The following is a 13,181-nucleotide window of genomic DNA, read 5'->3' on the forward strand; positions in this document are numbered from 1 at the left end:
TATCAGTCTTCTTCAACATCCATAAGGAAAATCTGCTCTTCGAATCCGCCGCGTTTCTCAGCCTTTTCTACTCTTACCTTTTCTAGATCTTCAAATGATACCCCGTAATATGAAACGGCTGCATGGATGAGCTCCAACAAATCCGCAAGTTCTTCGATGGCGTCATCTGTCGTCTCGGTGGATTCGTATTCCTCCAGTTCTTCGTGCATTTTTTTGTTGATTTCGTTAATGTATTCGTCTTCATTCAAAAGGCGTGTATTGCAAATCAGACCGGACTTTTCGATGATTTCGGGAATACGGTCGCGTACTAATTTATTATATATCGGCATGTTGCTGTCTCCTTTTAATCACTAAATCTAATTATTCTAAATGATAACATGTGATTCTTTAAATTGAAAAAGCCATCCACATTCGCATGAGGCAAATGTGGATGGCTTTAATCATATATTCAATAAATCGCCCAGTTCTTTCTCTAAAAAAGGATCTGCATTCAACAGCTTCCTAAATTCAGTGTACCGTTTCACTTCATCAGCAGAAGCTTCTCGTCCGGTCTGATAAGCTCGAATCAAAATGTTTTTGGGTGTGTGCTCCATGTCGATGAATTCGAGTAACTGAGCCTCGTAACCCACGAGTGATAACAGCTCGGCACGAATGGAATCAGTAGCAAGTGCTGAGAACCGTTCTTTGATGAGTCCGTGTTGAAGCATAACGTCGAGCGCGGGGGAATTAACCTGCGAGAATAGTTCGTGCTGGCAACATGGAACGCTCAAAATGACTTTCGCTCCCCATTTCACCGCACGGGCAAGCGCCATATCTGTCGCAACATCGCATGCATGTAAGGTGACGACCATGTCAACTGACGTTTCGTCATTATAATCATTGATATCTCCTACTAGAAATTCAAGATTATCGTAACCAAGATCCTTCGCAATGGTGCTACATTCCTCAATCACTTCTTTTTTCAAATCAAGCCCAGTTACCTTGATATCCAGTCCTTTTTCGATACGTAAATAATGATAGAGCGCAAATGTTAAATAGGATTTACCGGAACCGAAATCAAGAATACGTACAGTTCGATCTTTCGGTAAGTGCGCAAGAGAATCGTCGATGAATTCGACGAACCGGTTAATTTGCCTAAACTTGTCGTGCTTTTGTTTTTTCACTTTGCCGTCGGGCGTTTGGACGCCAAGTCGTACTAGAAATGGATAGGGAGTATTTTCATCCAATAAATAATTTTTCTTACGGTTGTGTGAAAGGTCAACTACTTTTTCAGATGCTACTTTTTCAGACTTCCACATTACTTTAAATTTTTTCGTCAGCTGAACCTGGACTTTTTCATCCGAAAACTCAGCGTGTATTTGTCTGAAACGCTCGAGCAGTTGTTGTAAATGTGCTCGCAATGCATCAGGGGTAACATTTTCATGGTTCAGCACTCGTTCGTACTGGTATTCAAATTGAATATGCAGCTGTCCTTTTATTTCCACAGGTTTTACTTTCACCCGTTTTAATTCATCTGTTTTTGTGCGGGATTGGCTGATTGTCCCGCCAATGAAAGACCCGTCTGTTATCCGTCGTGTGAATTCGTCCACTAATTCCTCAAATTGCATTGTCATCACTCCTAGTTAAACTCAAATCCCTGTTTCTTCAAAAAATCTTTCATATGCGTTCGACGAGGGACTTCTAAAAAGTCTGCCATGGAATCGGACCAGGCGGCGTCTTTACGGTTTGAGCCACGGCTTAAATAATAGTCGTTCATTGTTTCATCATACTTAGGTATAAGTTCGTCGTATTTATCGGTATTGTAGCTGTTTTCGTGAATAATTGCTTCTACCGGTAAGCGCGGTTTCACTTCATTCGCTTCGTCAGGAACGCCGATTGTCATGGCGAATAGTGGAGCAACACCGTTGGGAAGCGATAGCAATTCGCTTATTTCCTCAGGTGCATTACGTACTCCCCCGATATAACAGATGCCGTAACCTTTTGATTCGGCCGCAATCGCTACATTTTGGGCGAATAAAGCAACGTCAATGGAGCCGACAAGGACACTTTCAGCAGAGGAGAAATCAATGTCTTTTCCGACTAAGTTAGCTGCCTTTTTCAATCGACAATAGTCCGCGCAGAAGACCAAAACGGCGCCAGCTGATAAAATCTGTTGCGGGTTCTTCGCGAATTCCGCTAGTTTCTTGCGTTTTTCAACATCCGTTACATAAATGACAGAGTATGCTTGGACAAAGTGCGAACTTGCGGCATGCTGCCCGGCCCGAATGAGTTCAAGTACTTCTTCTTTTGATAGTGTAATGTCTTTATATTTTCGCACAGATGCGTGGGCAGATAATAAGTCGATAACCATGGAATCCCTCCAAAAAATGTTTTATTAATTAAGATTAACAGACTGTGATAGTGGTAAACTACCTTTAAAGCTTAACAAAGGGGTGTTGTTATGAATTGGGCGGAAAGTATTTCAATTACCACGGCGTTGTTAATTTTATTTCTAGTCATCTTACCAATTACAATTGCCATATATCTATACTTTTATGACAAAAGCCAAAAGCAACATGCGATTCTTCGGAATTTCCCGATTTTAGGGCGGATGCGTTATGTGATGGAGAAGACGGGTCCTGAGCTTCGTCAATATCTGTTTGACGACGATAATGACGGCGAACCATTCAATCGTGAAGAATACCTACACATGGTTATGCCAGGGAAATATTTGAATAGTGTCATTGGCTTTGGCTCGAAACGTGATTTTGAAGAATCGGGTTATTATATCCGCAACGCAATGTTTACGAAGCAAAATGAGGAAATGCGCGTTGATAATTCAAACCTTATAGATACGATGCGTTATGTCGTTGATGAAGATAATCTCTTTTCACGTAAAGAACACCGCGAAGATATTCCGACATTGCCTTGGTTGTTGCCAGAAGAGGATGCAATCGTCATTGGTCCGAACTGTGAGCATCCATTTCATGTCCGCAGCATGCTTGGTCAATCCGCGATGAGTTATGGGGCACTCGGGGAAAATGCAATCACTGCATTGTCAAAAGGGATTGGCATGGCGCAAGGGGCTTGGATGAATACCGGCGAAGGAGGTCTGTCCCAGCATCACTTGGCGGGCGGTGCAGATATAATTGCACAAATTGGCTCGGGTTTGTTCGGATTTAGAACGGAGGATGGCGAATTCAGTTTTGAGCGGGTTCGTGAAAAAGCGGATATTCCGCAAGTCAAAGCGTTTGAAATTAAATTAGCGCAAGGTGCGAAAATGCGTGGTGGGCACGTTGAAGGGGCGAAGGTAACGGAAGAAATTGCGGCAATTCGTAATGTTGTTCCGTTTGTCTCTATTAATAGTCCAAACCGCTTTCACCAGTTTGATGATTACCCAACACTTTTTGAATTCATTGATCAAATTCGTCAGCATTCGGGTAAACCGGTTGGTATTAAGGTTGTCCTCGGTGGGAAACAGGATGCAGAGGAACTTGCGTCATTCATGCATGAAACAGGTATGGGTCCCGACTTTATCTCATTAGATGGTGGGGAGGGCGGCTCGGGCGCTACATACCAGGATCTTGCTGATAGCGTTGGATTACCATTGCGGTCAGCAATTATTCTTCTGGACGATGCACTTCGAAAATTTGAAGTACGTGACCGCGTGAAAATTATTGCATCGGGTAAGATTACGACACCGGACCGAGCAGCAATAGTTCTAGCAATGGGAGCAGATCTTGTTCAAGTTGCGCGTGGTTTTATGATCTCGGTCGGTTGCATTATGGCGCACCGTTGTCATACGAATGATTGTCCAGCGGGCGTTGCGACAACAGATAAGAAATTACAGCAAGGCCTCGTCGTCGAAGAGAAAAAGTACCGTGTCACGAATTATATTTTGACGATGCGAGAAGGACTTTTCCGTGTCGCTGCAGCGGCAGGTCTGGATTCGCCAACGAAACTCGAACGACATCATGTCGTTTACAAAGACGAACGGGGACGCGTCTTCCCTGTGGAATGAATTGAAGTATGCCGTTCTGCCTTGAGAGGTGGAACGGTATTTTTTATGGTGTTCGCAACGTTTCGCCAAAAGAAAACAACACTCCATCGGAACCTCACAACAAATACACTACAACCTGAAATTAATTTTCAATAATCTGAACTTCGTGATAACATATTGCTATATGATTGTTTCAGAAAAGGGGAATGGACATGACATTGCTACGTAAAACAGTGGGGCAAATTGTAAGGGAACAAGCGGAGCTTTATCCGGACCAGGAAGCTTATGTCTATCCGGAACATGGAATTCGAAGAACATATAAAGAATTTGATAAAGAAACGGACAAACTTGCAAAAGCATTTATTGCTATGGGCATCGAAAAAGGGGAAAACATTGCCATATGGTCAGACAATAAAAGGGAATGGCTGCTTAGCCAATATGCAACAGGGAAGATGGGGGCAGTCCTGGTCACCGTAAATACGAATTACCAAGCTACAGAACTGGAATATTTGCTGAAGCAATCTGATGCAACTACGCTCATTCTGGATGAAAGCTTTAAAGGAACGAGTTACATAGATATTATCCGTACGGTTTGTCCTGAACTGGTGACGAGTGAGAGGGGCTCTATATCAAGTGTCAAACTGCCTCATTTCAAACGAATCATCCTGATGACGGAACGAGAAGAACAAGGTATGTACAAATGGTCGGAATTCATGGCGCAAGCTGATAAAGTAACGGATGAGCAGTTTGAGGGACAATTTCAATCGCTTGATCCCGATGATGTCATTAATATTCAATATACTTCTGGCACAACAGGCTTTCCTAAAGGGGTCATGCTGACACATTATAACGTCGTGAATAACGGTAAACAAATTGGGGATTACATGAAACTGACAGAGCAGGACCGCGTTTGTATTCCTGTTCCATTTTTCCATTGTTTTGGTTGTGTACTAGGAACGCTCGCGGCGGTTACGCACGGTTCTGCGATGATTTTACTCGAACAGTTCGATCCATTGCGTGTACTTCAAGCGGTACAAGATGAGAAGTGTACAGCACTTCATGGGGTGCCGACGATGTTCATCGCAGAGTTGAATCACCCTGACTTTAAGAACTACGATACATCTACGCTTCGTACCGGTATTATGGCTGGATCTGTCTGTCCGATTGAAGTTATGAAACGTGTTATTGAAGATATGGGAGCAAGTGAAATTACGATTTGTTACGGCCAGACAGAGGCGTCCCCTGTCATTACACAGACGAAGACAGATGATCCAATCGGAAAACGCGTATCGACAGTAGGCAAGCCGCATCCGAACGTTGAAGTCAAAATTATTGATCCTGTAACGGGTGAAGAGCTGCCGGTTGGCGTGCCAGGGGAACTTTGCACGCGTGGTTATAACATTATGAAAGGGTATTACAACAATGCGGAAGCAACACGTGAAGCGATTGATGCAGAAGGTTGGCTTCATACGGGCGATATTGCAGTGATGGATGCAGATGGCTACATCGATATTACGGGGCGCATCAAAGATATGGTCATCCGTGGTGGCGAAAATATTTACCCGAAAGAGGTTGAGGAATTTCTGTATACGCATCCTGATATCGCAGACGTACAGGTCGTCGGTGTGCCAGATGCGAAATACGGTGAGGAACTAATGGCGTGGGTTATTCTGAAAGAAGGCCTGAATCTTGATGAAGAGTCCGTACGCGCATTTTGTAAGGGGCGTATTTCACATCATAAGATACCAAAGTACATTGAGTTTATAAAAGAATATCCAATGACTGCTTCGGGGAAAATACAAAAGTTCAAACTGCGAGAAATGTCCGTAGAAAAGTCATACCAATAAAAAACGAAACCATTGAAAAAGTTCTTTTTATAGTTAGAACTAATTGATTGTAGTGAAGAGCGGCGACTCCAGTGGGAACAGCGCGAACTGAAGACCTCGCTCGGACCGGAAATCAACGGGATTGAAGGAAATCGTACTTTTTCAGTGCCCTCATAAAAAACAGGTGTATACCTCTAGACATAGGGGTATCCGCCTGTTTTTGTGTGTTATAAAAAGGTTGCTTGTCGAATATGCATTATTTCCTGGGAAATGTAAGGTGAATGAAATAACTTCGTCGTATTCTGTCTATTCAATATACATTATTTACTATCGGTTATTTTAAAAAACAGATTATTATTTATTAAAAAGGTGATATGATAGAGGCAATCTAATAAAAGGAGGATTCATCATGTCAAATGAAGGGTATCAATTAATTGCAATTATTATATACATGGCGGCGATGATTTTCATTGGATGGTATGCATTCAAACGCACATCCAATCTCACGGATTATATGTTAGGTGGGCGTTCGCTTGGGCCGGCTGTAACCGCTCTCAGTGCTGGTGCTGCTGACATGTCGGGCTGGTTGCTTATGGGGTTGCCGGGTGCAATCTATCTCAACGGTTTAGTTGAAGCATGGATTGCGGTCGGTTTGACAGTTGGAGCATATTTGAACTGGGTCTTTGTTGCACCTCGTTTACGTGTGTATACACAAGTTTCAAGTGACTCCATTACAATTCCAAGTTACTTGGAAAGTCGTCTGAAAGATAAATCCCGTCTCTTACGTATTGCTTCAGGGATTATTATTCTAATATTCTTCACGTTTTATGTGTCTTCGGGAATGGTTGCAGGCGGGAAGTTCTTCCTTAGCTCATTCGGGTTGGACTATCACGTAGGCCTATTGATTGTTTCGGGTGTCGTTATTTTCTATACACTATTCGGAGGATTTTTGGCGGTTAGTTACACGGACGTTGTCCAAGGTATCGTTATGTTCTTTGCGCTCCTACTTGTGCCGATTGTCGGTATCTTCATCACAGGAGGATTTACAGAAACTGCGACAAGTATCCGTGCTGTGGATCCACAATTGCTGAATTTCGTATCTGGTGCAACGTTCCTAGGTATTTTGTCTGCAGTCGCGTGGGGACTGGGTTATTTCGGTCAACCGCATATCATCGTCCGCTTTATGGCGCTTAACTCGCACAAAGAAGCGAAAAAAGCACGTCGTATCGGAATTAGTTGGATGTTCTTGAGCTTATTCGGTGCAGTTGCAACTGCACTTATCGGAATTGCTTATTACCAGCAGAACACGAATGTAACACTGGTGGATAATGAAACGGTATTTATTGTTCTAGGGCAGATTATCTTCCATCCATTCATTGCGGGAATCATGCTTGCGGCTGTTCTTGCAGCTGTTATGAGTACAATTTCTTCGCAACTGATTGTATCCTCTTCTGCGCTAGTTGAAGATTTATACAAAACGTTTATGAAAAAAGACGCAACGGATAAGCATTATGTGTTTTTAGGTAGAATGGCCGTCCTTGCAGTTTCAGTAATTGCTATGGTACTTGCTTGGCCTAACAATGAATCCATTTTGAAAATCGTATCGTTTGCATGGGCTGGATTTGGAGCTGCATTTGGTCCAATCATCTTGCTATCTCTTTACTGGCGCAAACTTACAACGAAAGGTGCACTGTGGGGAATGATAGTTGGAGCAATAACAGTTATGATTTGGGGGAACGTCGATGCTTTATCGGGCACCCTTTATGAAATCGTACCTGGTTTCCTCCTCTGCCTGATTGTTACAGTTGTCGTTAGTAATATCACATATAAACCAAATGCCGAGATTGATAAAGAATTCTCAGCAGCACTTGAAATCCTTAACGAAGATAAGTAATTTGGAAGCCTGCGGTATCTACTACTGCAGGCTTTTCATTTATTTAAAATTAAGAAGGTGAGGTTATTACTATGAAGCTTGATCATACTGTCTATTTCACGAATAAAGAACCGGAGAAAATCGTAGTGGAACAGCAAGCGAGTGGACGTCACGCTGTAGTCGGTGGTCGTCATGAACAATGGGGTACGCATAATGCGCTACTCTATACGAAGAATGCTTATATTGAATGGTTGTCAGTCGAGAAAATGGGAATTGCGCAACAAGTGGAGCATCCGCTGACTAAGTTATTGCTTCATGATCTTGAACAAAGCGATGGGTGGGGGACGATTTGTCTGTCTGTCGAAAGTATTGAGAAATTCAATGATGAAGTTGAAAATAAAGGGTTCCGAACGTCAGGTGTGCTCGATGCTGAGCGAAGAACGGCTGATGGCCAATTGCGGAAGTGGAAAATGTTGTTCATCGATCAACCCGTATCGAATGAGTTACCCTATCCATTTTTCATCGAATGGGAGGAGCCAGAAGAAACACGTTTTGTGAAATTACGTGAAGAGGGAACGCTTTCCCTGGACAATGAACAGCTGGAAATTACGGAGTGTGTTTTTAGTGTCGAAGATCCATTAAGAGTAACAGCGGAGTGGGCCATTTTATTGTCGAAGAAAGTTGGTAATACTGATGACATCGTCTTGCCGAATGTTGTGCTGAAATTTGTTGCACATGATGGCGACAAAGATAGATTGACGGATGTTATCGTTGGGCAAACTGACCAACAGTGACAGAGTAGTTGTGCAGTTCGACCTGTCTGACATACAATTTCGTCACATATGGTAGACTAAACATACTTATAGCTTGTCTGGAAGGGGTAGTTCTATGGAATTTTTAGTCGAACGCGCAGTAATTGTGGGGGTCCATGAACAAAAGGATCAGCACTTTGAATATGCAATGGAAGAATTAAAAAACCTTGCTAAAGCAATCGATGTTGAAGTCGTTGGAGAAGTGACGCAAAACATGGAAAAGCGTAACCCGTCTACTTATGTCGGGAAAGGGAAAATGGAAGAGATTCAGAACTTCTACGAAGAATTAGATGCTAACCTTGTTATCTTCAATGATGAATTGTCTCCGTCTCAGATTCGTAATTTGGAGCGGGAACTGGACTGTAAAGTGATTGACAGGACAATGCTCATTCTTGATATTTTCGTACGGCGTGCGAGAACGAGTGAATCTCGGATGCAAGTTGAACTTGCGCAACTGCAATACATGCTTCCTAGACTTGTCGGTTTACGTGCATCCCTTGGTAGACAGGGCGGCGGAGCAGGCGGCGGTGTTCAGAATAAAGGGGCAGGAGAAACGAAACTTGAACTCGATCGTCGAAAAATCGAAGACCAGATTTCCAAACTTGGCCGTGACCTTGATCATGTGAAGGATCAGCGTGAAACTCAGCGCAAGCAACGTAAAAAGAGTGGTATCCCTGTTGTTTCGATTGTCGGTTATACAAATGCTGGCAAGTCGACGATTATGAATAAATTGCTGCTGAAGATGGACGTAGACAATGCGAAGCAAGTGTATGAGGAAGATATGTTATTCGCGACACTCGATACGTCAATTCGGAAAGTGAAGCTTGAGGATAACAAAGAATTCATCTTGACGGATACAGTCGGTTTTGTTTCGAAACTGCCACACCATCTTGTAAAAGCATTCCGTTCGACATTAGAAGAAGCGCGTGATGCGGATCTCCTATTACATGTAGTGGATGTGTCGAATTCGGAACACGGCTATATGATGGAAGTAACAAATGACACATTGCAGGCAGTTGGAGTAGAGAATGTAGCGACGCTTAATATTTACAATAAAGCTGATCTTGCGGATGTTCCCTATCCAGTAGTGAGCGATGATAGTGTGTGGATTTCTGCACGTGAAGGAAAAGGATTAGATGAACTTATCGAGTTGATCAAGAAAAAGATTTTTGAACAATATAGTACATGCAAGCTACTTATTCCATTTGACCGTGGTGATATCGTGTCCTATTTGAATGACAAAGCAAACGTCAAAAGTACGGAGTATGAAGAAGATGGAACGCTGATGACTGTGGAAATGGATATTTCAGAGCGGGCCAAGGTTGAAGAATTTATCATAAGCCACTAATGAAAAGCGCAAGTGCCTTGGTAGACCCGACAAGCGCTGGAGGGCCTAAAGATAAAGGCGCACTTTGCCTTTATCTTCAGGACTGAAGCGATTCGAGGGGTTAGGCGCTGGAGCTAGACACTATTCTAAGTCCAAAAAACTCATACTTTCTTATCTTTTAAAAAACAAAAAACAGCACCACATGACTAGGGAGGTCATGTAGTGCTGTTTTTTCTATCTAAGAGAAAGGGGGTGGAATAGTTCTAGTATGCCCGCTTATATGAAAGTTAAACCTCTTGGAATTGATTGTTATGCAGTCGGGCAAAAATCCCGCCTTTCTTCACAAGCTCATCGTACTTGCCATCTTCCGCAATCCCGTTTTCTGTGACAACGACAACGCGATCAGCATCACGGATTGTCGCCAATCGGTGTGCGATAACAAGGGTTGTCCGGTTTTCAGCAAGTTCAGCGAGTGACTGCTGAATAATGCGTTCCGTTTCTGTATCGAGAGCGGATGTCGCTTCATCTAAAATAAGAATTGGCGGGTTTTTCAAGAACATGCGGGCAATGGCAAGACGTTGTTTCTGGCCGCCGGATAATTTCAAGCCGCGTTCTCCAATCTGAGTTTCATAGCCATAAGGAAGTGAAGCGATGAAGTCTTCTAGATGCGCTTTTTTCGCTGCTGAAATAATTTCATCATCCATCGCATCCAATTTTCCGTAGCCAATATTTTCTTTAATGGTCCCGGTGAATAAGAAGACGTCCTGCTGAACGATACCGATTTGTGAACGCAAGGAGTGCTGCGTCATATCGCGGATATCGATCCCGTCAATAGAAATCGCACCTTCAGTGACATCGTAAAAACGCGGAATAAGCGAGCAAATCGTTGTTTTTCCGGCTCCAGATGGCCCAACAAATGCAACCGTTTGACCCGCGCGTATGTTTAAATTAATACCTTCTAGTACGGCTTTGTTATCGTCATAGTGGAAATCTACATCATCGAAGATAATATCTCCGTTCAAATGGGCAACAGCCACTGCGTCTGGACGATCTTTAATTTCAGGCTCTTGTTCAATTAATTCACGGAACCTGCGGAATCCTGCCATACCCTTTGGATACAGTTCCAATAGCGCGCTGATTTTATCGACAGGCTTAATGAGCACATTGACGAACAGTACAAATGCTACGAGTTCGCCACTCGACAATTTGTCGTTGAGTGTGAACCACGCTCCAACAACAAGTACGATAAGTGTGACAAGTCGGGTCATCATGAACATACTCGAATGGGTCCAGGCCATCACTTTATAGGCGACAAGCTTGGCTATTCTGAAATTCCCGTTGTCTATGCGGAAGCGCGCAATTTCGAAGTCTTCGTTCGTGAATGATTTGACAACGCGTGAACCTGACACGGAATCTTCTACGCGTGCATTGACGTCAGCAATTTTACCGTACATGTTTTGCCATGCCGCATTCATTTTGATGTTGCAGAATGTGACGAGGATAATGAGAAATGGAACCATAATAATTGCGATCAGTGCAAGTTCAGGGTTGATGCTGTACATGATGGCAAATGCCCCAATAAGCGTCATGATCGCGATGAAGACGTCCTCTGGACCATGGTGGGCGAGTTCCCCGATGTCGAACAGATCATTGGTGATCCGGCTCATAATATGTCCGGTCTTCGTGTTGTCGAAAAATCGGAAGGATTGCCGCTGTACATGGTTGAATAGCTGCTGGCGCATATCGGTTTCGATATTGATGCCGAGTTTGTGACCAAGATAGCTGACGATATATTGAAGGAATGTACTCAGTAAATAAACGACCAATAATAGAATACTTATCGTCGTGATTTGTCCCCAATTGCCTTTAGGCAGCAAATCATCAATGAACCACTGGACCGCGACTGGGAACGCAAGGTCGAGCAATGCTACGAAAATAGCACTTGAAAAGTCGATGATGAAAAGTCGCCTATGTGGTTTGTAATATGAAAAGAACTTTTTGAGCATATCGTTTTAATCCCCTTTAGTCTGATAATTGCTAGTATAGCGGAAAAAGCGACAGAAGACGATAATTAATTTCTGAAACCGAAATAATACTCATGTAGTTCAATAGATGTGAATAAGTAATTGAGTAATAATATTCAATTACTTTGAAATGTGGAACTCTTTGTGTTTTGAGCCGTATGAGTATATGTAGATAAAATTAGCAATTGGAAGGAAGCGGATAATATGAACAATTTGATGAAGGGTATTGCAGCAGGAATTCTTGTACTTGGACTTGGTGCATGCGGTAAGACAGCGGAGCCGAAAACAGATCCTGATACGGGCAAGAAGGTAGAAGTCCAGAATAAGAGCGACATGACAGCGCAGGAAGTTTATGAGAAGGTGATGGCAGTTTCGGAAGAGCAAAAGAGTATGCACGCCAAAATGGATATCGATCAGCTGATTAAAGTACCAAGCCAAGAGTTTGAAATGAACAGTAAGATAAATATGGACATGGATATGGTTATGGAACCACTCTCGATGTATCAGAAGATGAATATGGACATGGGTGAGCAAGGGAAGATGGACATGGAAATCTATATGACAGATGCAGGCTTCTTCATGAAAGATCCGGAGTCGGGTGATTGGATTAAGCTACCAAATGAAATGTATGAGGAAATGAGTGGCCAACTGTCCGGAGGAGCGGATCCGACACTTGACATGAACATGTTCAAAGAATTTACAGATGACTTCAAGTTTGAGCAAACGGATGATGCTTACATCCTTACATTATCCGCAGCAGGCGATAAATTCAGCAAGCTATTCAAAAAAGTTGCTACTGAAAACATGCCTGCTGGTATGGAAATGAATGAAGAACAGGCGGAAGTGATGGAAAATATGGAAGTGAAATCACTCGAGTATGAAATCTTCATCGACAAAAAGACATTCTACACAAATGCGTTCAATATGAATATGGATATGACGATGGAAGTCGAAGGCGAAGAAATGCATATTGACCAGAAAGTAAAAGCCGACATCAGTAAAATTAACGAAATCGACACAATTAAAATTCCACAAGAAATACTAGATAACGCTGTCGATATCAATGAATCGATGGGGCAGTGAAACAATGGGCACCGGTTATCCACTCCGGTGTTTTTTTTTATTGCAATAAGTAAAAACAAGGGAATCTATCAGAAACACTGCCAGACCAGTAAAAAACTCAGACCAATCATAAAACCCGGAAGATTAATAACAACAAATCCCAAACCGTCCATAAACTCGCATGACTGACTATATGAAAAGTGGTAGCCAAGGGTAGCCTACTTGTTCTTGTATTCTCACTGATAATGATTTTCAGTTATTCATTGACAGTTGTTTCT

General features: G+C 42.8%; 10 protein-coding genes. 6 read left to right on the forward strand and 4 right to left on the reverse strand.

Annotation, left to right across the window (positions count from 1 at the left end; translation table 11 throughout):
- Positions 1-2: 2 nt before the first annotated feature.
- The 3 genes from ACGLYD_RS21500 to nfsA all read right to left on the reverse strand — a co-directional run bounded on the left by ACGLYD_RS21500 (position 3) and on the right by nfsA (position 2,350).
- A complete protein-coding gene (locus ACGLYD_RS21500) occupies positions 3-329 on the reverse strand; it encodes a nucleoside triphosphate pyrophosphohydrolase (protein ID WP_067205106.1) in 327 nt (108 codons plus the stop codon).
- Positions 330-440: 111 nt separating this feature from the next.
- A complete protein-coding gene (locus ACGLYD_RS21505; RefSeq protein WP_187046522.1) occupies positions 441-1,607 on the reverse strand; it encodes an SAM-dependent methyltransferase in 1,167 nt (388 codons plus the stop codon).
- Between the two features lie 11 nt (positions 1,608-1,618).
- On the reverse strand, positions 1,619-2,350 hold the full coding sequence (gene nfsA, locus ACGLYD_RS21510) for an oxygen-insensitive NADPH nitroreductase (protein ID WP_187046523.1): 732 nt from the start codon (positions 2,348-2,350) through the stop codon (positions 1,619-1,621).
- 90 nt (positions 2,351-2,440) lie between these two features.
- Between nfsA and ACGLYD_RS21515 the strand changes: the two genes are divergently transcribed.
- The 5 genes from ACGLYD_RS21515 (at position 2,441) to hflX (ending at position 9,838) form a co-directional block, all read left to right on the forward strand.
- The gene (locus ACGLYD_RS21515) at positions 2,441-4,000 is read left to right on the forward strand and encodes an FMN-binding glutamate synthase family protein (protein ID WP_187046524.1); all 1,560 of its coding nucleotides are present in this window, start codon (positions 2,441-2,443) and stop codon (positions 3,998-4,000) included.
- Between the two features lie 191 nt (positions 4,001-4,191).
- Positions 4,192-5,826: an AMP-binding protein gene (locus ACGLYD_RS21520; RefSeq protein WP_067205116.1), complete on the forward strand. Its 1,635-nt coding sequence runs from the start codon at positions 4,192-4,194 to the stop codon at positions 5,824-5,826.
- Between the two features lie 388 nt (positions 5,827-6,214).
- Positions 6,215-7,699, forward strand: coding sequence for a sodium/proline symporter PutP (gene putP / locus ACGLYD_RS21525; RefSeq protein ID WP_399630484.1), 1,485 nt, complete (start codon positions 6,215-6,217; stop codon positions 7,697-7,699).
- Between the two features lie 71 nt (positions 7,700-7,770).
- Entirely contained in the window at positions 7,771-8,472 is a 702-nt protein-coding gene (locus tag ACGLYD_RS21530) for a VOC family protein (protein ID WP_187046526.1), read from the forward strand.
- 94 nt (positions 8,473-8,566) lie between these two features.
- Positions 8,567-9,838: a GTPase HflX gene (gene hflX / locus ACGLYD_RS21535; protein WP_399630486.1), complete on the forward strand. Its 1,272-nt coding sequence runs from the start codon at positions 8,567-8,569 to the stop codon at positions 9,836-9,838.
- 266 nt (positions 9,839-10,104) lie between these two features.
- Here the strand turns inward: hflX and ACGLYD_RS21540 are convergent, their stop codons facing one another.
- Positions 10,105-11,823: an ABC transporter ATP-binding protein gene (locus ACGLYD_RS21540; protein ID WP_067205125.1), complete on the reverse strand. Its 1,719-nt coding sequence runs from the start codon at positions 11,821-11,823 to the stop codon at positions 10,105-10,107.
- Between the two features lie 222 nt (positions 11,824-12,045).
- Between ACGLYD_RS21540 and ACGLYD_RS21545 the strand changes: the two genes are divergently transcribed.
- Positions 12,046-12,924: a DUF6612 family protein gene (locus ACGLYD_RS21545; RefSeq protein ID WP_187046527.1), complete on the forward strand. Its 879-nt coding sequence runs from the start codon at positions 12,046-12,048 to the stop codon at positions 12,922-12,924.
- The last annotated feature ends 257 nt before the right edge of the window (positions 12,925-13,181 follow it).

It is taken from the genome of Sporosarcina sp. SG10008, assembly GCF_044569405.1.
GTDB lineage: Bacteria > Bacillota > Bacilli > Bacillales_A > Planococcaceae > Sporosarcina > Sporosarcina psychrophila.

Coding starts and splice junctions, on each gene's coding strand:
- ACGLYD_RS21500 (WP_067205106.1), bottom strand. CDS start 329: ATGCCGATATATAATAAATTAGTACGCGACCGTATTCCCGAAATCATC.
- ACGLYD_RS21505 (WP_187046522.1), bottom strand. CDS start 1,607: ATGCAATTTGAGGAATTAGTGGACGAATTCACACGACGGATAACAGAC.
- nfsA (WP_187046523.1), bottom strand. CDS start 2,350: ATGGTTATCGACTTATTATCTGCCCACGCATCTGTGCGAAAATATAAA.
- ACGLYD_RS21515 (WP_187046524.1), top strand. CDS start 2,441: ATGAATTGGGCGGAAAGTATTTCAATTACCACGGCGTTGTTAATTTTA.
- ACGLYD_RS21520 (WP_067205116.1), top strand. CDS start 4,192: ATGACATTGCTACGTAAAACAGTGGGGCAAATTGTAAGGGAACAAGCG.
- putP (WP_399630484.1), top strand. CDS start 6,215: ATGTCAAATGAAGGGTATCAATTAATTGCAATTATTATATACATGGCG.
- ACGLYD_RS21530 (WP_187046526.1), top strand. CDS start 7,771: ATGAAGCTTGATCATACTGTCTATTTCACGAATAAAGAACCGGAGAAA.
- hflX (WP_399630486.1), top strand. CDS start 8,567: ATGGAATTTTTAGTCGAACGCGCAGTAATTGTGGGGGTCCATGAACAA.
- ACGLYD_RS21540 (WP_067205125.1), bottom strand. CDS start 11,823: ATGCTCAAAAAGTTCTTTTCATATTACAAACCACATAGGCGACTTTTC.
- ACGLYD_RS21545 (WP_187046527.1), top strand. CDS start 12,046: ATGAACAATTTGATGAAGGGTATTGCAGCAGGAATTCTTGTACTTGGA.